Here is a 22,779-nt window from a genome sequence, read left to right as displayed (position 1 = left end):
CGTGTCTTGCGCCACCTTATCCGTCACGCGAGATTGATTCGCGCGTCAGCCGGCCCGGGCGGTTTAATACTATATCTAGAAGAAGCGCTCAGGCACCCGCACAACATCTCCAGGCAGCACCTTTACCGCCTGGCTTGCCGGATAGGTCTGCTCGGCGCCGTCGCCGCGCGTGATGTAGATCTGGCTGGTATTCGCCCGGTATGTGTAACCGCCTGCGACGGCGATCGCATTCAACACCGTCATGCCGTTCGTATAGGGATATTGGCCGGGACTGCCGACCTCACCGAAAATATAGAAAGGGCGGTAATTCATCACTTCCACGCTCACGCGCGGATTGTTCAGATAGCCCTCCATGAGCTTGCCGATCACGGCAGCCTCGAATTCGCTCAAGGTGCGCCCTTCGGCATCGACCTGACCGATCAGCGGCAGGGCGACCTTACCCGACCCGCTCACATCGAACTCGCCGGAGAGATCGGGCTCACCGAACACAATAACGCGCAGCTTGTCGCCGGAGCCCAGCCGATAGTCGATATTGGCATCCTTGGGCAGAGGCACGGTTTCACCCGCAGCCGCGACCGGCGCTGCCGCCGGCAGGTTCGGCCGGGGGCCGTCCGAGCAAGCCGCCACCAGGAAAATGGCAAGAACGGCCGCCACAAGACGGGCAGCCAGAGCCGACCGAAGCCCGAGAGAGGTCGCCACAAAATGGATCATCTGAAATCGCCCTTATGAGTGGCCTGACTATACCATGCGGCCAAGAAAGCCGGGACAGGAGCAGCATCGCAGCTTTTTACCACCAAACGGCTCAGGAATTGTGCCAAAACCGCTGTAGCCCGCCAATTTTCACGCATTCTGGTTAACCCGCTGCGGCAATCGGCAGCATCGCCTCGCCTGTCTGGATGAACCGCCGACCCTGTCCCTCGAGCACAAGCGCCGTGAGCACCCCGGTCATATAGGCCCCTGTATCTATGCCGATCCTGTTCGGCCTAATCACCACTTCCTCGTTCGGCGTGTGACCATGAACCACGATCTTTCCGAATAAAGCCGCCGATTGCAGAAACTCCTCCCGGATCCAGAGCAGGTCCTCCTCGATCTGGCGATGAAGCGCAATGCCGGGCCTCACGCCTGCATGGGCGAAGAAGTACCCGCCGAATTCTCTCGATATTTCAAGAGTTTCGAGAAAATAGCGATGGGCCTCCGGCAGCAAATCGAGCAAATGTTCGCGGGCCCGCTCGAACGCCGCCGGATCGTCGGTCCGGGTCAGCTCCTGAATTCCGTAGGAATGCAGCGTCTCAAGCCCGCCATAATATTTCCAGGTCTTGCCGAAAGCGGCATCACCCAGGAATTGCAGCATGGCAAGCTCGTGATTGCCCTTCAGGAACACATGCTCGAAGCCGGCCAGGCGATTGCCGGTCAGCCGGTCAAGCACCTGCTTCGACTGAAGCCCCCGGTCGATGTAATCACCCAGATAAATCAATATGTTGGTGGCGGAGGGCACGCGCGCGGCGTCGGCCGCGATCCGGTCGTGAAGCTCGGCGAGCAGGTCGTCGCGGCCATGAATATCGCCCACGGCATAGATGCGCAGCCCCTCCGGCAACCCGGCCTCGCCTGAGGGGCCCGCTAAGGAACTTCTAATTCGGCCGAAAATTTCGCCCAGCACACAATGCCTTTCGCAGCGCCCATCGAAGTGGCGCCGCCATCTCTTCTTCGGCCTTCACACTAATGGAAATCCCAGTGTAAACAAGGAGATGAAGCACAGATTGAGGCGTGGCTTCCAACCCTTACATACTGAAATCGGCCCGGATTGATATATAAGGAAGCGGATCGACATCCGGGCCCTGAAAGGCCCGGGAACAAAGCCAGGGAGCCCATGCTTGTCTGACGCGTCAACAAAACCCGGCGGAACCGGCAATCCGGCAACCGCCCATCTGGCCTCGGCGCGACGTACGCTCTCGCTAGAAATCGAAGGCCTGAAAGCACTCGTGGAATCCCTGGACGGGCCCTTTTCCGCCGCCGTCGAGGCGCTGGGCGCGGCGACCGGCCGCGTTATCGTGACGGGCATGGGCAAATCCGGCCATATCGCGCGTAAAATGGCGGCGACGCTCGCCTCGACAGGCACCCCCGCCCAGTATGTCCATCCCGGCGAGGCAAGCCACGGCGACCTCGGCATGATCACTACCGGCGATGTCATCCTCGCGCTTTCCTGGTCGGGCGAGACGGCGGAGCTTTCGAGCATCATTTCGCACGCGAAACGGTTTGCCATTCCGCTGATCGCCATGACCTCGGTCGAGACGAGCGCGCTCGGCTCCGCTGCCGATATCGCGCTGATTCTCCCGCGTGCCGAGGAGGCCTGCCCGAACAAGCTCGCCCCCACCACCTCGACCACCATGCAGCTTGCGCTGGGCGACGCGCTTGCGATCGCGCTTCTCGAGAAGAAGGGGTTCTCGGCCAAGGACTTCAGCGTCTTCCATCCCGGCGGCAAGCTCGGCGCCATGCTGAAGCTGGTGCGCGAAGTTATGCACACGGGCGACGAGCTGCCCCTGACCGGTCCCGAAAGCTCGATGTCGGAGACACTTCTTATAATGTCGCAGAAGAGCCTCGGCTCGGTCGGCATTGTGGATGAGGCGGGCAAGCTCATCGGCATGATCACCGATGGTGACATCCGCCGGAACTCGGGCACAGATGGCCTGCTCTCGAAGACGGCCGGCGATATCATGAACCGGACGCCGAAAACGGTCGTCCCCTCCATGCTCGCCTCGGAAGCGGTGAAGCTCCTGAACGAAAGAAAGATCACCAGCCTCTTCGTCGTGGAAGACGGCCGCCCCGTCGGCCTCGTCCATATCCATGATTTCCTCAAGGCCGGCGTAATCTAGGCAGAACCGGCCCATCCGCGGCAAAGACAAGAAACCCGGCACAGGAGACATCCATGCAACCGGCCTCCGCCGCTCTCGCCCTGGCTCTGGCAGCCGCCCTTCCCATGTGGTCCGTGCCGGCAAGCGCCGCCGAGCCGCTGCCATCGGCAGCATTCGCAATCTCCTGCGTGCCGGGTGAGGGCGCAACTCTCGAAACGGAATTCGAAGCGATACAGGCGCTGCTCGAATTCGCGCGGACGCATGACGGTGAAGCGGTCTATCTCGACGCCGCAATCGAAGCCGATGCCGGCGCGGGCTTCTGTTCGCGCGATCTTGTGACACCCATGCAGAATCGCATCGAGCCGGGCGAAGGGCCGAGCCGGATTTCATTCAATGGCTGCAGAACCGAAAGCGGCCGGCGCTGCATCGACAAGGACATGGTGCAGATCGACGCTGACGGTCCGCCGCTTGTCTATCGCCACAGCATCGTCCTGCCGGATGAGGCCTCTCTCCCCAAAAGCCTGCCCTATCGGATGGGTCGGTATGGCGACTGGCTGAACTATCAGGGTCCCTTCATCGTGCGCTTCCATGAAGGCACCGGCTATGCCTATGCCAGCTTCCATGTGCCCGACGCAGCCCTCTCCCACATCTGGCAGAGCGCCGCCGCAATGCCGAGGCGGTTGACCGGGGAAGAGTAGAACATCGAAAGGGCGGTGGCCTATTCGTCGGCCAGAAACGTCTCCCAGGCTTCAAGGTGCTTACGGGCTTCGCTGATCTGCCAAAGGCCGACCGCGCGGCCTCCCTGAACATCCTCGATTGCGGTCGCGCGGGCATCGATCCGGGTGATGCTTTTCAGATAGCCGGCGTCAACATGTGTACCCAGCGGCAGATCATCGACCTCGAACAGCGCTTCCCAGCGCAGCCTCCTCGATGTTCCCGGCAGGAGGGGATCCGCATCGCCCAGGATTTCATATGTAAAAGGGTGCACGGGAGGCCCGAAATAGAGACGCTTTCGCTCATTTTCGATGATTGATCCGTCTCGCCGGTCGACCAGATCAAGTTCGATGATCGCCGTTTCGATTTTGACATCTGTGTTGTTGTGAACGACGAAATCAAGATCGAGCTGATAGCCGCTAAACTCGCCGCCACCCTCGGCCTGTGACTTCCGAATCGTGAAACTTGTCCATTCCTCGTTCAAAGGCCGGATTACCACTTTCGAAAGCAGCGAACGGATCTCCGGCTCGCGGGCAATCTCCGCCTTCAGCCGGCGGACCTCTTCATATCCCTCTTTGACCCGCGCGGCCTGATATTCCTTCGCCTCCTGGGCTTCTTGAGTTTGCCGAGCATGCGCATCCTTTATGGAAGCCGCATAATCGTCGCGGTTAGCGGCGACGAGGCGCCGGGCCGTATACCCATGCCACGGCTGGAGCTGGACGGCGGGATAGTCGGGGCCGGGCGTGCCCATTGAAACATGGTAGTTCCGTATGATCAGAAATTGGACGATCTGCGAGAACTCCTCGCGCTCGCTCCCCGGCAGGTCATTGGACATCTCCTTCAACGAGCGGTCGAGCGCTTCCATAGAACTCGCGTCAAGCCTGGGCTCGCTCGCAAACAGAACATCGTGCTGAAGGGCCGGAACAGTGCCGGTCACGGAGTTGACGGCGTAGAGCACCGTCGACAGGAGCGCGATCGCGAAAAAAAGCGTTCGTGTCGGAGAGGTGCCGACAACAAATGTCCACTTCGATTCGACCGGCTTCTTTTCGTCACTACTCATGGATACTGCCCCCACATCACTTTTTCATTGCGGCCCATGATAGGGATTTAGGGAATTCAATCTCCATAAAAGTGCCGCGCAGCCGGATAAAATTTCACGGCAACAAAAAAGGCCGGGCGCTGCCGCCCGGCCTTATCTTTGTCATCATCCCGCAGATCAGGGCAGAGCTGGCGAGAAGATGCCCATGCCCGTGATCGAGCTTGCCGCATTGGACGTACCGATCTCGAAACCGAGACCGATCGTCGACGCACCTGCACCGAATGGCTGCGCATTGACGCTCGCCGTGCAGGGACCATCGCAGGCAGCGCCCGAGCCCGTCACCGTCACGGGCACATTGCCGCTGAAGCGCCATGCACCTGCGCCGCCCGTATGGACAAGTTCGGAAGTTGCAGGCGTCGCAAGCCCGCCCGTCGTTGCCATGTGATATGTCGCATCGCCCGGCATCGCGACGTCAAGCTCCGCACCGATACGCGAGGAAGCACCATTCCAGGCGACGACGATGCCGCCGCTCAGTGTGCCCGGTGCACTCCGCCCATCATTGAAGACCGGCGCGGTCGAGGCGGTGAGATCGTAATGCGCCGTGCCGTTTGCCGGCACATCGGCCGTCGGCGTGCCGACCGCCCAATGCATGCCGCGATCGCCGGAAAGATCACGGACGGAATAGGAGCCCGTGCCGCCCGTGCCGCCACCAGTCCAGCGGCCCCACATCACATCGTCATTGCCGCCCATTTCGCTCATGGCATTGGAACCGATATTGACGGTCTGGTTCACGCCGGTTTCGACCGTGGCGAGTTCGCCCGACGCACCGAATGTGGCGGGCCGGTCATAGAGGACGGTCGTGCCGCTCGCCCGCGCGACCAGCGCGGCGTAATTGCCATCGGCAAGCGGTGTGTCGAGCGCTTCCGGCGTAACCGGATTTGATGCACCGGACGTCGTGAAGGCGGCAGCGCCATAGACCGACTGTGTGCTGTAGCCCGACTGCCAGACCTGATAGGTGATACCCGCTGAACTGCCGCCATCGCCCGACAACATGCCCGTAATCGATACGAAACACGTATCCATGACGGGGCATGCGCGGCCGCCATTGTCGATGGAGAAGGTGCCACCTGTGCCGTTTATGATGCTGTGGAGCGGAAAAATTCCCGCCGTGTTGTAGACGATGAAAGGCGAACCGGCAGGATTTGCAGCGCCGCCCGGCGTCACGACGGAATAGATCCGGTCGTCCGGCATGTCGATCGCAAAATCGAAACCGACGCGCGGGAAGGTGCCCGTGCCGACGCCGCCATAAGCGATACCCATTGCGCCTGTGAACGTGCCCGGCATGCCGCCGCCGTCGGAGAAAGTCGGCGCCGTCGCACCCGCCAGTGTATAGGTCGCAATGCCATAGACCGGCAGATTGGTCAGGGGCGTACCCACCGCATAGTGATAGCCCTGAACGCCGGAAAGCGCGCCGCCGAGATAGCCGGACGTCGTACCGTCGTTCCAGCGCCCGATCGTGATGTCTTCATTGCCCCACAGGTCGGCGACCTGCGCCGTGCCGCGATCGGGACCGTCCGGCCCTGTCTGGTTGTTTTCGAAATATTCAAGCGCCCCGTCGCCATCGAGCGTCACGTCGGAATTGCCGCCGAGAATGCCGCCATTGAAGGAAACCGTGTAGGGCCCGGCACCCAGCGGCGCATCGACCTCGCCGCTCGACGATGGCGGCGGCGGATCGCCCGGATCATAGGAGGCCTGGGAGAAGATCGCCGCACCGGAAATCTGCGTTCCGCGGAAGAGATCGTCGAAATCGGCCGTGAAATCCATGATGTGGTAGACAATGCCGACATCCTCTCCGGCCGCGCCGGTGAAAAGTCCGTAGACGACGGCATCGCAATTGGCAGTCGGACAGGCCGCACCGCCTTGCGCAACCGGAATGCCGTTCACCCGGAACATGCCATTGGCGAGATCATTGTAACCGAGAACGGCAGAAGGATTGGCTGCGCCGCCTGCGGTCAGGATCGAATAGACATGATCGCCCGGCATATCGATCGTGAAGTCGATACCGACCTTGAAGATTGGCCCGAAGAGGATGCCAAGCACACCGTCAAATGTGCCTGGCGCAAAGCGCCCATTATCCATGGTCGGCGCAGTCGCCGAGACTAGATTGTAGGTTGCAACACCACCCGTTGGCAGATTTGCCTGATCGGTCGGCTTGCCATAGACGATGTGAAACCCCTGATGGCTGGTCCGCCCGAGTGTCGCGATCGTGTCGCCATTGAAGACGTTGTAGTAGTTGCCTCTCGTCTCGCCGCCCGCCCAGCGCTCGATGAACACATTGTCATTTAGGCTGGATCGTTCGAGAGACTGGTTCGAATTGCGTTCGAGGCGTTCCTCATAGTCAGGCTCAAGGTCATACTGGTTGAGCTCACCGCCCGCACCGACCGTCACGCGAGCGGCGGCTCGGCCATCGATGCCGATCGAGTCCGCTGCATAGATGACGGAATAGCCCGCATCCTCATTGCCTTCGAGCGGAACCACGACACCGGTTACCGGCGGTATGCCGCCATAGCCGCCACCGCCACCCGCCGCATCCTCGACAATGGAGGCGCCGTTCGAGCCTTGCTGGTCGGCCGGCGAATAATCCATGTCGTTGCCGGGATCGTTCTGCGCGAACTGCGGCGTCCCCGGCGCAGGCGGCGTGAACGTGCCGGCAATGCTGGTTTCGCTCGCCTCATAGCCCTCACCGCGCGCGAACTCGCGCTCGCCCGAGCCGTTTCGAACGGTCGCCGTGCCCTGATTGACGCGACCGTCGAGGCCGCCATTCTCATTGCCATAGGCGCTGAAGGCGCCACCCGTTGTGGTGACGGTGACGCCGCCGCGCGAGACTGAAATCGGCATGCCGCTCGAGGCGACGCGGATCGCGCCGGAGACGAGCTCGAAGGAAATGCTGTCGCCTTCGCCGGTCAGCGTGAAGACGGAGCCGGGCTCGATGGTGATGATGCTGCCATCCGGTGCCTGCAGTTGCAGTAGCGTCGTCGCCGTCACCGTCTGCCCAGGCTCGATGTTGCCGGTGTAGACGCCATCGGCGCTCGCGCCGCCGAACAGGACCGGCAAGGCATGAGCCGTCACGGGAAGCGACAGCACCGCAGCGAGCGCCGTGGTTGCCAGAAGCCGGTTGAATGAATTGCTTTTCATGGTTCAGGGCTCCTTGCGGGTTCAGAAATCGAGACTGAGCGAAACGGAAGCAACGACGCGGTCATACTCGTAGAGCACGATGTTGCTGTCGGAGCGCGTGTAGGAGACTTCGCCGCCAAGGGTCAGGCCGTCCCGGAGCGCATAACGCAGGCCCGCCGTCGCGTCGGCACGCACGACGGAGCGCTCCTCAAGGAAAAGCGGATCTGCATCCTTGTATTCGGAGACTTCGACGGCGGCGACGGCATAGCCCCGCAGTTTCGGCATCAGCGTCATCTCGGCGCCCGCGCGAAGCCCGCCGAACCCGTAGGTCAGATGGTCGAAGGTGCTGTCGGTGAGCTTTTCATAGCCTGCATAGGCACCGGCATAGACATAAGGCTCGCTCGCACCGGCAAGCGGCTGCCCGATGGTGGCACCCATCGTATAACGGTTCGCATTCTGCGCGCTGTTGTTCGGATAGTTGAGCTTCGTATACTGCAGATAGAGCGCGAGGTCGGTGTTGCCCCTGGTGCGATAGGACCACTGGCCGAGCGCGCCGTATGTATAGCGATAGGCCTCGTCATCGACCCAGTAGGACTGGAGCTGAGCGGTGATCGCGAAAGTGCCATGATCGGGTGTGCGCTGGGCAAAGCCGATATTCGCACCCGCCAGCGCCTGATTGAACTGGTCGTGATCGCCGTTTGCCCGGTAGGAGGCGTTGAGATCGACAATCAGCTTCTTGTCGAACGCAAGGCCATGCGTCAGCGATGTGCGCCCCGCGACTTCGGCAAAAAAATCGTCTTCGGAGGTCGCGCCCGCGCCGAGCGTGGCAAAACCGAGACCGGCAAAGGCCGGAATCAGAATGCGGCTGTCGCTCGTCGAGTTGTTTACATTGCTGTCATATCCGGCTTTCACGGTCACATTGCTGCGGATTTGCGTGCCGCCTCCCGAAAGTCCCGTATCGAGCGCCGTCACATAGCGATCGATCGTAGCGCGGACATCGTCAGGTACATCCTGCGAGCTCACGGCGGCAAGCTCGCGCCGCGCCGCTTCCGGCTCGTTCATGGCGATATAGGCGCGGCCAAGCTCGGCGCGCGCCTGAAGGTGGTCGGGTTTCACGGCCAGCACCCGCTCGAGAGCCGCGACGGCTTCCGCCGGCCGGTCTGAATCGATGGCGGCCACGCCCAGCATGTAGTCGAAATCGGGATTGCCCGCGCGGCTGCGTTCTTCGGGCTTAAGCACTTCATATGCCCCCTGGGCATCGCCTGCCCCGAGGCGCTTCGCCGCTTCTTCCATCGCGCCTGCGACCGCCGTCCCTGCTGCTACCAGCAGGAATGCCGCCGCCATCGCCACCGGTCTTGCCCGCGAACGTCCAAGCCTCAGCACGGCGTCAAGCGCCTTCCCTCTCGCCCACATCTATCCACCCCGCCCAACACAGAATCAAAACAGCCGAGACGCCGGCCAAGCCGGAGAATCGGCGGCGCAACCCTCGCGCCACGGTGCGGAAACTAGTTTGGAGGGGATATGGGCCGCATGACCCAATTGGACTAAAACGCCCTCAAGACGCTGTCAGGTTCGAGGCGTGTGGCTCTCGACCGGCCCGCCTAATCAGATGGATGAAGCGCCGCCTGCCCGTCTGAGCAGCTCCCATACCGGCACCGCGGCGGCGCCACCGGCCAATCCGCTCAGGTAGCTCGGAATATCGGCATTGAACATCCAGTTCCACAGATAGCCGGCAAGAATGCTCGCAATCAGCATGGCGGCGAGCGTGATGAGCCATCTTGTCCAGAGCGGCATGGGCTTCTCCCTAGATGAGCACGAGGCTTCGGGGCCTCAAGCGCCGATTATACAGAAAGAATGACGCAGCGTCCGATTGCCGCGACCGGAGCCCGGCAGGCGGTGTAGACTGTCTAAACTTCAGGATCACAAGGGGCTGGACATGTTCGGCGCGCAAATCAAGCTCTTCCGGCTTGCCGGATTCGACGTCAATCTGGATGTGAGCTGGGTCTTCATCGCCCTGCTCATTTCCTGGACGCTGGCAACCGGCTATTTCCCGCAACTATATCCGGGCTTCGAGAGCACAACCTACTGGTCCATGGGCGTGATCGGGGCGGCCGGGCTCTTCCTCTCCATCGTGCTGCACGAACTTTCCCATTCCGTTGTCGCACGCCGCTATGGCATTCCGATCAGCGGCATCACGCTTTTCATCTTCGGCGGCGTGGCGCAGATGGAGCGGGAACCGCCGACCGCACGCGCCGAATTCATGATGGCGATTGCCGGCCCGCTTGCGAGCCTCGGGCTCTCACTGTTCTTCTATTTAGGCGCCATCATCATGGCTTCTGCAGGGGCAGGTACACCCATCTCCGGCGTCCTTGCCTATCTTGCCCTCATCAATCTCATCGTCGCGATCTTCAACATGGTCCCCGCCTTCCCGCTCGATGGCGGCCGCGTCTACCGCGCCTGGCTCTGGGGCCGGACCGGCGACATTGTGGCCGCCACGCGCCGCGCCGCCATGGCCGGGCAGATTTTCGGCCTCATGCTGGTCGGCCTCGGTGTGGCAAGCCTGATTTCCGGCCATCTGATCGGCGGCTTGTGGTGGGGACTCATCGGCCTTTTTCTTCATTCGGCATCGCGCAACGCAATCACCCAGCTTGAATCCCAGAAACTTCTCGAATCGGAAACCGTTGAACGCGTGATGACCCACAGCCCGCTCACGGTTCCGGCAAACATCACCTTGCGCGATCTCGTTGACAACTACATCTATGGCTCGTTCCACGAGACATTCCCGGTCATGGATGGCGGGCGTCTCGTCGGCAGCATCGGCGTTGCCGATCTTCGCGAGACCAGCAAGCAGGCGTGGGGCCGGCTTCTGGTAAGCGACGCAATGCACCCGATTTCCGCGCTCAACACCATCAACGTGGACGACAAGACGGAGACAGCCCTTCGCAAAATGCGTGAGGGCGGTCATTCGCGCCTGCTTGTCGTGAAGAATGGCAGGCTCGAAGGCATTGTGGCTCTGCGCGACATCATGCGTCTTCTTTCTCTGAAGCGCGAGCTTGGCTGACCGAGGCGCTCAGGTTTGCGTGACCAGAAGTGTATAGACGCCGGGCAGCATCAGCGTCGCGTTATAGGCGGCATGCATGGCGAAAGGCGCGCGCAAGCTGCCGCCCGCTCGGGCGAGCAGCGCGAGAAGAACACCGAGAAAAAACAGAATTCCGGTGAGGATGAGCCCGGACGGCCCAGGCACCGGGAACAAGTGACCATGAACCAGGGTGAAAATGATCGCGGTGATGACGGTGGATAATGCGAATGAAAAATGCCGCTCGAAAACACGAAGCATGATGCCGCGGAAATAGATTTCTTCCGCAAGAGGCGCCAGAACCGCAACGACGAGGAGCAGGCAGAGTGCTTCCACGATCGTACCGGGCTCGAGTGCCGCGCTCTTCTCCATCATTTCCTGCTGCAGCTCATCGGGAAGCAGCGACAGAAAACCGGCCGCGCCAAGTGCGAGCAGGATGCCAGCCGGAACCGCAACAAAGGACCAGATCGCACGGCCCTTCCCGAAGAAGACACGGCCGGTCTTTTTGCCCCGCAGGAGGAGCAGAAAGGAGACGGCGGCAAGCACCGACAGGTAAAAGCCGGCCATCGCCGCATAGAAGGTGTAGTTCGAGAAAGGATCGATACCGAACCGGTCCCGGAAACGCGAACCGGAGAGAGCCATGATTGCCAGAACCACCGCCGGCAGACCGCTCGCGACCAACGGCACCAGCAGAATGTCGATCCATCGTTCAGCGGGGCGAGACTCAGCCGCAACCGGGTCCGGCGCCACAGAATCTCGCACCGGTGCGTCCGGTCCCCATATGGCCATGGGCTCAGGGCTTCCGTGCTGGGATTGACGCTTCGATCATCGGGGTTTCCTGTTTCGCTATTGAAGCCACGAGCCTGGATAGCGTCCACAATAACCCGGAAATGACCATGTTGGTCTAGCTTGCTGCCAGTTTCAGCTTCTCCGCCATGAAGGCCCGCCAGCCGCCATAGGCCGTAATTTCTTCAGCCCCGGCGAGCCCGCTTGCCTCGCAGAGAAATCCCTTCACCTTTCTGCCGGACACCAGGTCGAGCGTTCCGATGCAGAGCGGCTGCGGCACACCGGCCATGAAGCTGCCGAAGGCGGCTCGCGGCAGGCGCCAGACCTCAAGCTCGATCGCCGCCCCGCCTTCCGCGACGCGGACAAGGCCCGGCCGGAAAGGCGGCCCGCCCGCCAGCGCATAGAAGCGGTAAAGCGGCGCCGTCTTCGTCCGCTCGACAAACATCGCATCGCGCGAAGTGAGCTCGTGATTGAGCGGCAGACCCGACATATGCGCGCCGACCACGGCAAGCTCGATGAAGCCTTCATCCTCTGCCGCCGCATCGCGCGGCCCGCCCGGCGCAAGGCCCTGTGCCGCTTCGAAGGCAGAAGCGAAACCGGCAATCCGCATATCGGTAAAGGCAGGGGCGGCCAGCGTCACGCCGAAGGGAAATCCATTGAGCGGCCCTGCCTCGCGGAAACCTGCCGGCACCGCGATGCCGCAGAGATCGAGCAGGTTCATGAAATTCGTATAGGTACCGAGACGGCTGTTCAGTTTGACCGGCTCCGCCATCACCTCGCTGACGCGATAGGCCGTCGGAGCGGTCGGCACCATCAGGAAGTCGATCTCTGCGAAAAGAGCGGCCGCGCGCCGCTTCAATGCTTCGAGCCGGTAGCCCGCCTCGAAAAGTTCGACGGCGCTCCGCGCCTTTGCGGCAAGCACAATGCTGCCAACGGTCGGGTCAGCCGCCGCACGGTTGGCCTCGATGAAAGATCCCACGGCTGCATATCGCTCGGCCACATATGGGCCTTCATACAGAAGGGCGGCTGCCTCCTCGAACAAGGAGAAGTCAATCCGGCGTGTCCTTCCGCCAAGTTCCTCGAAACGCGCCACCGCCTCTTCAAAGAGCCGCGCTGCCTCATCGTCACCGAAGAACTTGAGGTCGGAAGCCCGCGGCACGGCGAAGGTGAACCCGCCCGCAAGCGAGACCGGCACTTCCGGCATCCGCGCGCGGGCGTGAATGTCGTCTACGTCGAACGCCACTGCCACATCGAATACCTGCGCCGCATCGCCGACCGTCAAAGCAAAGATGGAGACACAATCAAGCGAACGGCAGGCAGGCACGACGCCGCTTGCGGAAAGCAGACCGCGGGACGGCTTCAAACCTACGATGTTGTTGAAGGCGGCAGGGACACGGCCCGAGCCCGCCGTATCGGTGCCGAGCGAGAAGCAGACAATACCCCCCGCCACAGCAACCGCGGAGCCCGAGGACGAACCGCCGGAAATATAGTCCGCGTGGAAGACGGAACGGGGAGCGCCATGAGGCGAGCGCGTGCCGACGAGGCCGGTCGCGAACTGATCGAGATTGGTCTTGCCGATGGGAATGGCGCCCGCCGCGACGAGGCGCTCCACCACACAGGCATTCCGCTCCGGCTGATAGGCATAGGCCGGGCACGCTGCCGTCGTCGGCAGTCCAGCGAGATCGATATTGTCTTTCACCGCGAAGGACACACCGAAAAGGGGCATCATGGCCTTCTGCGCCGGCGTGAGCGCATCCAGCGCCCTGGCCCTTGCAATCACATCTTCCGCCGGCAACCGTGATATCCAGACTGCCTGATCGGCGAAGGCATCGGCCCGCGCCAAGGTCTCACGCGCAACATCTTCGGCACGGAGGCCGCGCGCAAATCCGGCGCGAAGCGCGGACAGGGAGAAAGTGAGCGACTTCACGATGCAGCCTCCAGCTTCAACACTTCCGTCTCAATCGGCACCAGCGTGACGAGCGCCTGCCCCGCCTGCACCATCTTGCCCGGCGTGCAGTGCACTTCATGCACGCGGGCGGCAACGGGCGCGCGCACCTCTATCTCCATCTTCATGGATTCAAGAATGACAAGCGTCTGATCTGCGGAAACCTCGTCGCCCGGTTGAACGCCAATGGACCAGACATTGCCCGGCACACCCGCTTCCACGAGGCGCCCGCCATCTGGAACATCGGTTACGTCTTCAACCGGTATGGCTTCGGGCTCCATTGCCGATATGGCGAGGCCCTGCTCCTCCCAGCGGCGGCGCTCCTCCTCAAAAGCATGGCGCTGCGAGACGCGAAAGGCGGAAATTTCGGCCGCATTCTTTTCGAGAAATGCGAAATAATCGCTGAGGCGGAACGATCCCTCCTCCACCCTCACTTCATATCGCCCATGCGGGAAGCCGTCGCGCGCCTTGCGCAATTCTTCTGCCGATACGGGGAAAAAGCGCAGCCGGTCGAAGATGCGCAGGAGCCACGGCTTTTCGAAATTCGCCGTCTTGTGCCAGCTGTTCCACATCTGCACGGTACGGCCGACAAGCTGGTACCCCCCCGGCCCCTCCATGCCATAAACGCAGAGATAAGCGCCGCCGATGCCGACGGCATTCTCCGGCGTCCAGGTCCGCGCCGGATTGTACTTCGTGGTGACGAGCCTGTGGCGCGGATCGAGCGGCGTTGCGACCGGCGCACCCAGATAGACATCGCCAAGCCCCAGCACCATGTAATCCGCGTCGAAGACGATACGCTTCACATCGGCAATGCTTGAAAGTCCGTTGATCCGGCGGATGAACTCGATATTGGAAGGCACCCAGGGCGCATCCGGGCGAACGAGCGTTTCATATTTCCTGACCGCCTCGCGCGCCGCCTCGTCGTCCCATGACAGCGGCAGGTGAACGATGCGGCTCGGAACCTCGATGTCGGCGATCGCAGGCAGCACACGCTCCATCTCCTCGAGGATCGACAACAGTTTCCGCACGGGCAACACATCCGGATCGAAATGGATTTGCAACGAACGAATGCCCGGCGTCATCTCGATGATGCCGTCGAGGGCGCGCGCCTCCAGCGCCATCATCATTGCATGTGCGCGGAACCTCAGCGCGAAGTCGAGAACGATGGGCCCATACTCGATCAGCAGGTAGTCGTCGCCCGCCCGCCGATAGGTTACCTCCGTTTCGAGATCGCCGATCCGGCCGAGAACCGCATCTTCCTTTTTCGTCTGGCGCGCCAGCGGCGCTGCAGGGCGTGCCAGCGTTCTCACCCATGTCTCTTCCGCGCCGCGAAGTTCGCTCGCTTCCGCATCGGTGATCCGGTGGAAGCGTATCTTGTCGCCCGGCTTCAACTGGCCGAGTTTCCAGAGTTCGGATTTTGCGAGCGTTGCAGGACAGACGAAACCGCCAAGGCTCGGCCCGTCGGGCCCGAGAATGATCGGCATGTCGCCCGTGAAGTCGATTGTGCCGACGGCATAGGCATTGTCGTGAATGTTGGAGGGATGAAGCCCCGCCTCGCCGCCATCCTTGCGCGCCCATTTTGGCTTCGGCCCGATGAGGCGAACGCCCGTTCGCGCCGAATTGTAGTGAACCTCATAAGCCGTGTTGAACAGCGTCTCGATATCCTCATCGAGAAAGAAGTCCGGCGCGCCATGCGGTCCGTAGAGCGTTGCGATCTCCCATTCGCGGGCGAGCGGCACACGGGCCGACAAGGGAAGCGGCGTCATGACGACGGGTGCCACTGCACCTCCCTTTGCGATGCGCAATACATCGCCCGTCTTCAAGGCACCCGTTCCATGACCGCCGAAGCGCCCCAGCGTGAAGGCAGAACGCGATCCGAGATAAAGCGGCGCATCGAAGCCATTGCGGATCGCAAGATAGGCGCGCTGCCCCGCTCCCTTCACCTTTCCAAACGCAAGCACCTGCCCGCGTTTCACGTCGAATGCCTGCCAGAAAGCGGCCGGCACACCGTCCAGAACCGCCTCCATCTCGGCACCGGCAAGCGCCACCACGGCGTCGCAGCGGAAGCGGAGCGTGGGGCCCTCGAGCGTCATTTCAAGCGCGGCCGCATCCTCCGCATTGCCCACCAGCCGGTTCGCAAGCCGATGCGACAACGGGTCCATCGGCCCCGATGGCGGCACGCCGACATTCCAGTAGCCGACACGGCCTGACCAGTCCTGCAGGCTCGATTGGGCGCCGGGCGAAAGAACATCGATCGCGCTGCTTTCCGCTTCGTGCGTGGAAAGCGTCGAGGTGAGCATCCGGCCTTCGAGAAAGGCATCGGATCGCGCAAGGCCGCGCAGATAGTCGAGATTGGTCTCGATGCCATAGACCGACGAGGCATTCAGCGCCGCGCCAAGCTTTTCACACGCCTCTGCCCGCGTCGCGCCCTTCACAATGATCTTTGCGAGCATCGGATCGTAGAACGGCGTGACCTCCGTCCCGGTCGCTATCCACCCATCGACGCGGATACCCTCAGAAAATGAAACCTCCGTTAGCAGTCCCGAAGATGGCTGGAAGTTCTTCCCCGGATCTTCCGCATAAAGCCGGACTTCGATCGAGTGACCCTGCGGCGTACGCTCATATTGCTTCAGATCGCCAAGCTCGCCCGCAGCCTGCCGCACCATCATCTCGACGAGATCAAGCCCGGTCACTTCCTCCGTCACGGGATGCTCGACCTGAAGCCGTGTGTTCACTTCGAGGAAATAGAACTTTCTTCCCTGCTCATCATAAATGAACTCGACCGTGCCGGCGGAGGCATAGGAAACGCCTTCGCCGAGGCGCACCGCCGCCTCATGCAGCGCCGCGCGCTCGGCTGCGCCAAGTCCCGGCGCCGGCGTTTCCTCGATCACCTTCTGGTTGCGGCGCTGGGCCGAACAATCGCGCTCGCCGAGTGCGATCACGCCGCCTTCACCGTCACCGAATATCTGCACCTCGATATGCCGGGCGGCGGCGACATACTTTTCCAGAAAGAGGCCGCTATCCTTGAAATTGGCAAGTGCAAGCCGGCGCACCGTGTCGTAAAGACGCGGCATGTCTTCCGCCCGGTGGCAAAGCTGCAATCCGATGCCTCCTCCGCCCGCCGTACTTTTCAGCATCACCGGATAGCCGATCTCTTCTGCCCGCGTCAGCGCATCGTCGAGATCGACGATGAGGGGCGAGCCCGGCAGCAGCGGCACACCGCTTTTCTCCGCAAGCTCGCGCGCCGTATGCTTCAATGCGAAGGCGCGCATATGTTCCGGCCGCGGGCCGATGAATGCGACTCCCTCTCGCGCAAGCGCGGCGGCAAACTCCGGATTTTCGCTCAGGAAGCCATATCCCGGATGCACCGCTTCCGCACCCGTACGCCGCACAGCGTCGAGAATGGTGCCAATTTCGAGGTAACTTTCCGCAACAGGCGCGGGGCCGACACAGACCGCTTCATCCGCCAGCCGCACATGCGGCGCGAAGCGGTCTGCCTCGGAATGGATCGCGATGGGCGACACGCCCATGCGCCGGAGCGTCTTGATGACGCGGACGGCGATCTCGCCTCGATTGGCGATCAGAACTTTCTTGAACATCGGGCCTCCGATGATACCCGGCGGTTCCCGCCGGGCGGGAGCGCATCAGGCGTCCCAGATCAATGTACGGACAGGAGTGGGATTGAAGCCGTTGCAGGGATTGTTCACCTGCGGGCAATTCGAGATCACGCAGAGCAGATCCATCTCCGCGCGGATCTCCACGTAATCGCCCGGCTTGGAAATCCCGTCGACAATCGCAAGCGTCCCGTCTTCCTCTATCGGCACATTCATGAAGAAGTTGATGTTCGAAACGATGTCCCGCTTGGTGAGCCCGTGGCGAGACAGCTCCATCACGAAATTGTCCCGGCAGCTGTGCATGTACCGCGTCTCATATCCGAAGCGCACCGTGTTCGCCTCCGCCGAGCAGGCACCTGCCGACGTATCGTGATTGCCGGATGTGTCGGCAATCACCACGCCCATCACATTGCCTTCGTTCGATATGAGCTTCGTGCCCACCGTCACATAGGGCGAGCCTTGCGTGCGCACCGTGTCCTGCGCGCTGTAGCGTTCCGACGGATCGGCCTTCGAATAGAAAAGCGTATCGACCGCCTGGCAACCTTCGAGATCGACAATGCGAAGGATTTGCCCCTTCTTCACTTCACGTGACCAGGGCCGGAGCGCTGGCACCGTGAAATCATGGATCGCCGTGGCTTCATCGCGATTTGGTATTGTCATGGATGTCACGCCTCCCCGCGCGCGGCGAGATAGCGCGCATTGTTTTCAAAGCCGCGGATCGCCTCTTCCGAAGCTGTCCTGCAGAAGTCGTCCGCCGCGGGCGGCGGCGACTTCCAGACGAGAAGATCGATTTCCTTCGGCGCGTAGGGGCCCGGCGCATAGGGATGCGGCGCATTGGACACGAAGACGACAATGTCGAGCTCGGCACGAAGATCCACATAATCGCCCGGCTTCGGCCCCTCGCCTTCCCAGCGGAAGCGGCCTTGCGCATCGACGCCTACCGGCGCAAAGAAGGTGACGCAGGGCGGGATGTCCCGCTTGTCGAGCGCGTGCTTCGAGGCAAGCAACACGAAATTGCCGGATGTACTGCGCAGGGCGCCATCGCCATACCGTTCGGCATTGCTGCCGGGCGTGGAGCCGCCTGTCAGCACATCGTGATGACCGCATGTATCGTCGGTGATCGAGGCAAGCACGCGTCCCATATCGGAAAAGAGCCCGGCGCCGCGCGTCAGCCGCGCATTCCACTGCACCTTCATCGTGTCGCCGGCATTGAGCCGCTCGCTCGTATCGGCCGAATTGTAGATGATCACCGATACGCCCGGCGTGCCATGCGTGTTGATAACACGCAACGTCTCGCCGCGCTTCACGGGCAAGACATGGCCCCAGCCGCCGGCCAGCGTTTCCACCGAGCGTACAAGCGACGCGGGAATCTGCGCCGGATTGCGCGGTGCGCCGCCCGGATCTTTCTTGCGCGCTTTCGCACCACCAAAAAGCTGATAGTAGCGCTCCTGCTGCGCGGCATAAGGGCCGGTATACTTTTCCTTGCGGGTTGCTTCCGCCATCGCGCGTCTCCTGTTGCGCGCCGGGTTCCCCCGGGCCGAAGCCTGGCCGTCCAGGCGTTCGCTCCGTTCGACCGGAGCCTTTTCAACCGGACGGGCCGTCCCGTCCGGCAATTCCTATTGCGCTGCTGCGGCGAGCGGCGATGCCACTGGTACCTGTGGCGGCAATGATTTGCCGTCGACCTTGAGATCAAAGGTGACGGTCGCACCATAGGCCTTCATTTCTTCCGGCCTTGTGCGGACGCGATCGAATGCAATCACCCTCGTGCCGAGCTTGAAGGCTTCGGAAAGATCATGCGTGACCATGAAGATGGTCATTTTCTCCTCACGCCACAGGCGCAGCATGATCTCGTGAACTTCCGCCCTGATACCGGGATCGAGCGCGCCGAAGGGCTCATCGAGCAGAAGTATCTTCGGCTTCTTGATGAGCGCCTGCGCAATGGCAAGGCGCTGCTGCATGCCGCCGGAAAGCTCCGCCGGATATTTGTTCACGGAATGCGAAAGTCCGACGCTCTGGAGCATTTCGATCGCGGCGACGCGCGCCGCGCGGCGCTTCCGCCCGAACAGCCGCCCGAGAACGGGCCTTTGCGCCAGCTCGAGGCCGAGCATCACATTCTGGAGGGCGGTCAGATGCGGAAAAACGGAGTATTTCTGAAACACAACGCCGCGGTCGGGCGAGGGTTCGTCCTCGAGCACCTCGCCATCGATCAGGATGCGACCGCGCGTTGGCGCTTCGTCGCCCAGCATCATGCGGAGGAAAGTCGACTTGCCGCAGCCCGACGGTCCGACAAGGGAAATGAAGGAACCGGGCTCGATCTCGAAATTGATATTCTCAAGCACCGTCTGGTCGCCATAGACCTTCCAGACATTTTCAACAACGACCCGCGTCATGCGCCATTCCCCCGATACATCCAGCGGAATGCGACGCGCTGGAAAAGACGCAAGGCAAGGTCGAGCGCAAAGGCGAGAAAGGTGATCCACATGACATAGGGCAGGATCACATCCATCGCGAGATAGCGCCGCATCAGGAAGATGCGATAGCCGAGCCCGCTGTCCGAGGCGATGGCTTCCGCCGCGATGAGAAAGAGCCAGGCCGCCCCAAGCGACAGACGCACCGCGTCGATCAGGCGCGGCAGCATTTGCGGCACGACGATTCGCAAGATGATCTGCCAGGTCGATGCACCAAGCGTCTGCGCCTTGATGACTTCCTCGTGCGGGATTTCACCCGTGCGCAGCGCAAGATCGCGAATGATGAAGGGCGTTATGCCGATGGCGACCAGCACCACCTTCGACAATTCGCCGAGCCCGAAGATGATGAAGAGAATGGGCAGCACCGCAAGCGGCGGGATCATCGACAATACGCCTGTGAAAGCGCTGAATGTCGCACGGAAATGGGGGATCAGACCCTGGAGAATTCCGAATATGCCGCCGATCAGCGTTGCAACGGCGACACCGATGCCGAGCCTTTGAAGGCTCGACATCGTGTCCGTCCAGAGCAGGTAGTTGCCGGTGCGCTGATCCGGCTGAAACGCCATGCGGTCGATCGCCGCAGATATCGTCGACCATCCAGGAAGCAGCTTGTCGTTCGGGTTCACCGAAAGACGCGCCTCGGATGCAACTATATAGGCGATGATGACAAGCACGAAGGGCAGGAGCATGAGTCCGAACCGCGTCGCAATGTCGGGCCGCCGGTTGATCAATCTACGCATGACGTTACTGGCCTCGATGGTTGCGGTTGCCGTCAGAGTTTTCCGTCGGCCGCCATCTTCGCGTAGTCGGTGTTGTAACGGAGAAGCACATTGGTCTCGTCGCCGACAATCGTGCCGTCGGCAAGCTCGATGCCGATATAGCCGGGCGATGTTGCCCCGTCACCGAGCAACCCGTGATCGAAGAGGAACTTGGTCACGAAGGAGGTCACTTCGGCGAGATTGCCTTCGGTGAAGGCGATGTAGTCTTCAGGCGTGTAGAACATTTCGGTCGCCGCAAGCTGCATCTCGTAGCCGGCGAGATCCGTGCCCGATGCAACACCCATCGCGGTCTTGGCAGCCTTGGCCGCCTCGTCATCGGCCGACATCAGCGCCATCGTCTCGTACCAGATGCCCGTCATCGCCTTGGCGAAGTCGGGATTGTCCTTTAGCGTCTGCGTGTTGACGACAAGCGAGTCCTGGATTTCGCCGGGAAGCTTCGATGAATCGAAGACGTTATAGGCATTGGGGCCGGCGAGAATTTCCGCGGCCATCGGATTCCATGTCACCACGGAAGTTACGCTCGGCGTGCCGTATGCCGCGATCATGTCGGCATCTGACGTATTGACGATCGTCACGTCCTTTTCCGTGAGCCCAACCGATTCAAGTCCGCGCGCCAGCGTGTAATGCGAAACGGAAAGCTCGACGAGGTTGACCCTTTGTCCCTTGATGTCCTCAAGCTTTTCCTTGCCCTTGAGGATGATGACGTCGTTGCCGTCCGAATAGTCGCAGATGATGAGAATGGTCGAGTCGACACCGCCTGCCGCCGGAATGGCAAGCGCGTCCATATTGGTCGCCATCACGCCGTCATAGGCGCCAGCCGTGTACTGGTTGATTGCCTCGATATAATCGTTGAACTGAACGACTTCGATATTGATGCCGTATTTGTCAGCCCACTTCTTCACGATGCCATTGTCCATCGCGTAGCCCCAGGGCATCCAGCCGACATAGATCGACCAGGCTACCTTGAAGTCCTTCTTGGGCGCCGCCTGAGCAGGCGAAAGAGACATGAAGGCCAATGCAATGGCTGCGAAGCCCGCCACGAATAGTCTGAGAGAAGAGAGTCTGAAAGAAGTCATATAGCCAGTCCTCCGGATCAAGTGATCGCGTTTCAAAAAACGGAGGATTGGCGTCACGGCGGTTCTGCAATGCCAACCCTCGCATTACATCCGTCTCCCGGGCTTTTGTCCCGCCGTGTACCTGCCCGCTGTTCACCGGGCAGGGTGCGGCTCTCGGACCAGACACTTCGCAAACTCGTCGTTCTCATGCGAAGCCGGAACCCTAGCCGCTGCCGGAAACATACTTCGCAAGTGCCATGCCAGAGCGCGAAGCGCCGTTTACCGCGCCGCAACAATGGGCAGGGCGTCAATCGGCTCGCAAATCAGGCAGGCGAAGAAGCGCATTGCCATTTGTTTGTGCAATGCCGCGGAACATGAATGAGGAAGTAAATGGAAGGTCCGGCGCTGACTGGCCGTCAGCGATCGACCGCTAGCGGCGAAGCCGCTGCACGTTGTTCGTGAATTCGGCCGTTTCCGCCGTCGAGAGTTCGCGCTGCCGGGTCTCACCCGTCTCACTGAGCGAGCGGGCAGAGGCGATCAGGCCATCATCCGAGGCGAGCCGGAAGAAGGTGTAGGACAGGGTGATGGTGCGGATGGTCTTCGTATCGAAATCCGTGGCGATCTCGGGATCGATGAAGAACATGACGGGCATTTCGGCGCTCTCGCCGGGCTCAAGCTTCTGCTCGGTAAAGCAGAAACAGTCCGTCTTGTTGAAGTAGTACCCGGCGATCCCCGGCGTCACATTATATGTGGCACGGCCTACCAGCGTTTCATTGCTGTTGTTCACCGCGCGATAGAAGATGGTCTTGGGCACACCGGCATAGACTTCCACCTCGCGCTCCACCGGACCGAAGGTCCAGTCGAGTCCCGGCGACACATTGGCGTCGAAACGCACCTTCATGGCCGGACCGATCGGCGAGGCAGGGTCGGGATTGACCGCCCGCGTCACGCTCACCGTGCCGCCATAGCCCGTCGCCTCGCAAAACATGCGGTAGAGCGTCGGCGAATAGACGACAGCTGTCGTCGCAACGGCAAGAATTGCAACCGAGAGGGCAACAGGCGGTATGGACGTGCCGAAGATTTTCATGACGCAGAGAAATCTAGTCGCCTCCGACCTGCCGGGCAAGAAAACCCGGACAGCCGCGCCGCGTGGCGGATTGCCGCGCTTTTCCCGCCACGCCAAAAGGGGGTGACCTTCGCCCCCACCATGCTAACAATTGCAGAGAGACAGCCGCAAAGAGCCGTAACGCAGGCAAAATAGCGGGCTTCATGCCCGTTCT

General features: G+C 61.5%; 18 protein-coding genes and 1 riboswitch. Of the genes, 3 read left to right on the top strand and 15 right to left on the bottom strand.

What is annotated here, in order from left to right:
• Positions 1-75: 75 nt before the first annotated feature.
• Together ACK4FH_RS07315 and ACK4FH_RS07310 are read right to left on the bottom strand one after the other, a co-directional pair.
• Positions 76-711, bottom strand: a complete 636-nt coding sequence (locus ACK4FH_RS07315; RefSeq protein ID WP_409812251.1) for a polysaccharide biosynthesis/export family protein — start codon at positions 709-711, stop codon at positions 76-78.
• Between the two features lie 142 nt (positions 712-853).
• The gene (locus tag ACK4FH_RS07310; RefSeq protein WP_409812249.1) at positions 854-1,594 is read right to left on the bottom strand and encodes a metallophosphoesterase family protein; all 741 of its coding nucleotides are present in this window, start codon (positions 1,592-1,594) and stop codon (positions 854-856) included.
• Positions 1,595-1,871: 277 nt separating this feature from the next.
• On the opposite strand from ACK4FH_RS07310, the gene ACK4FH_RS07305 reads away from it, so the two are divergent.
• Together ACK4FH_RS07305 and ACK4FH_RS07300 are read left to right on the top strand one after the other, a co-directional pair.
• A complete protein-coding gene (locus tag ACK4FH_RS07305; protein ID WP_409812247.1) occupies positions 1,872-2,870 on the top strand; it encodes an SIS domain-containing protein in 999 nt (332 codons plus the stop codon).
• Positions 2,871-2,923: 53 nt separating this feature from the next.
• A complete protein-coding gene (locus tag ACK4FH_RS07300) occupies positions 2,924-3,547 on the top strand; it encodes a hypothetical protein (protein WP_409812245.1) in 624 nt (207 codons plus the stop codon).
• A gap of 20 nt (positions 3,548-3,567) precedes the next feature.
• Here the strand turns inward: ACK4FH_RS07300 and ACK4FH_RS07295 are convergent, their stop codons facing one another.
• From ACK4FH_RS07295 to ACK4FH_RS07280, 4 genes are all read right to left on the bottom strand, one after another.
• Positions 3,568-4,623 (bottom strand): hypothetical protein, encoded by a 1,056-nt coding sequence (locus ACK4FH_RS07295; protein WP_409812243.1) that lies wholly within the window; start codon positions 4,621-4,623, stop codon positions 3,568-3,570.
• Between the two features lie 156 nt (positions 4,624-4,779).
• Positions 4,780-7,797, bottom strand: a complete 3,018-nt coding sequence (locus tag ACK4FH_RS07290; protein WP_409812241.1) for a hypothetical protein — start codon at positions 7,795-7,797, stop codon at positions 4,780-4,782.
• 21 nt (positions 7,798-7,818) lie between these two features.
• Entirely contained in the window at positions 7,819-9,189 is a 1,371-nt protein-coding gene (locus tag ACK4FH_RS07285) for a tetratricopeptide repeat protein (RefSeq protein ID WP_409812239.1), read from the bottom strand.
• Positions 9,190-9,381: 192 nt separating this feature from the next.
• Complete coding sequence (locus tag ACK4FH_RS07280; protein WP_409812237.1) at positions 9,382-9,570, bottom strand: hypothetical protein; 189 nt, start codon at positions 9,568-9,570, stop codon at positions 9,382-9,384.
• 142 nt (positions 9,571-9,712) lie between these two features.
• On the opposite strand from ACK4FH_RS07280, the gene ACK4FH_RS07275 reads away from it, so the two are divergent.
• Positions 9,713-10,837, top strand: coding sequence for a site-2 protease family protein (locus ACK4FH_RS07275; protein WP_409812235.1), 1,125 nt, complete (start codon positions 9,713-9,715; stop codon positions 10,835-10,837).
• Between the two features lie 9 nt (positions 10,838-10,846).
• On the opposite strand, the gene ACK4FH_RS07270 is transcribed toward ACK4FH_RS07275, so the two are convergent.
• From ACK4FH_RS07270 to ACK4FH_RS07230, 9 genes are all read right to left on the bottom strand, one after another.
• On the bottom strand, positions 10,847-11,614 hold the full coding sequence (locus ACK4FH_RS07270; protein ID WP_409812233.1) for a CPBP family intramembrane glutamic endopeptidase: 768 nt from the start codon (positions 11,612-11,614) through the stop codon (positions 10,847-10,849).
• 142 nt (positions 11,615-11,756) lie between these two features.
• The gene (gene atzF, locus ACK4FH_RS07265) at positions 11,757-13,565 is read right to left on the bottom strand and encodes an allophanate hydrolase (protein ID WP_409812231.1); all 1,809 of its coding nucleotides are present in this window, start codon (positions 13,563-13,565) and stop codon (positions 11,757-11,759) included.
• Positions 13,562-17,182 (bottom strand): urea carboxylase, encoded by a 3,621-nt coding sequence (uca, locus tag ACK4FH_RS07260; protein WP_409812229.1) that lies wholly within the window; start codon positions 17,180-17,182, stop codon positions 13,562-13,564. Before uca ends, atzF begins: the two co-directional genes overlap by 4 nt.
• A 45-nt stretch (positions 17,183-17,227) precedes the next feature.
• A complete protein-coding gene (locus ACK4FH_RS07255; RefSeq protein WP_409812227.1) occupies positions 17,228-17,857 on the bottom strand; it encodes an urea amidolyase associated protein UAAP2 in 630 nt (209 codons plus the stop codon).
• A 5-nt stretch (positions 17,858-17,862) separates the two neighbouring features.
• Entirely contained in the window at positions 17,863-18,699 is an 837-nt protein-coding gene (locus tag ACK4FH_RS07250) for an urea amidolyase associated protein UAAP1 (RefSeq protein WP_409812225.1), read from the bottom strand.
• Between the two features lie 114 nt (positions 18,700-18,813).
• Positions 18,814-19,587, bottom strand: a complete 774-nt coding sequence (locus tag ACK4FH_RS07245; RefSeq protein ID WP_409812223.1) for an ABC transporter ATP-binding protein — start codon at positions 19,585-19,587, stop codon at positions 18,814-18,816.
• On the bottom strand, positions 19,584-20,405 hold the full coding sequence (locus tag ACK4FH_RS07240; protein WP_409812221.1) for an ABC transporter permease: 822 nt from the start codon (positions 20,403-20,405) through the stop codon (positions 19,584-19,586). Before ACK4FH_RS07240 ends, ACK4FH_RS07245 begins: the two co-directional genes overlap by 4 nt.
• Positions 20,406-20,437: 32 nt before the next feature.
• On the bottom strand, positions 20,438-21,520 hold the full coding sequence (locus ACK4FH_RS07235; protein ID WP_409812219.1) for a putative urea ABC transporter substrate-binding protein: 1,083 nt from the start codon (positions 21,518-21,520) through the stop codon (positions 20,438-20,440).
• A 92-nt stretch (positions 21,521-21,612) separates the two neighbouring features.
• A riboswitch (guanidine-I (ykkC/yxkD leader) is annotated at positions 21,613-21,737 on the bottom strand.
• A gap of 192 nt (positions 21,738-21,929) precedes the next feature.
• Positions 21,930-22,586, bottom strand: coding sequence for a cytochrome c oxidase assembly protein (locus tag ACK4FH_RS07230; protein WP_409812217.1), 657 nt, complete (start codon positions 22,584-22,586; stop codon positions 21,930-21,932).
• Between the last annotated feature and the right edge of the window lie 193 nt (positions 22,587-22,779).

Source organism: Parvibaculum sp. (genome assembly GCF_046297875.1).
Taxonomy (GTDB): Bacteria; Pseudomonadota; Alphaproteobacteria; order Parvibaculales; family Parvibaculaceae; genus Parvibaculum.
This window is presented reverse-complemented; position numbering and strand designations above follow the sequence as displayed.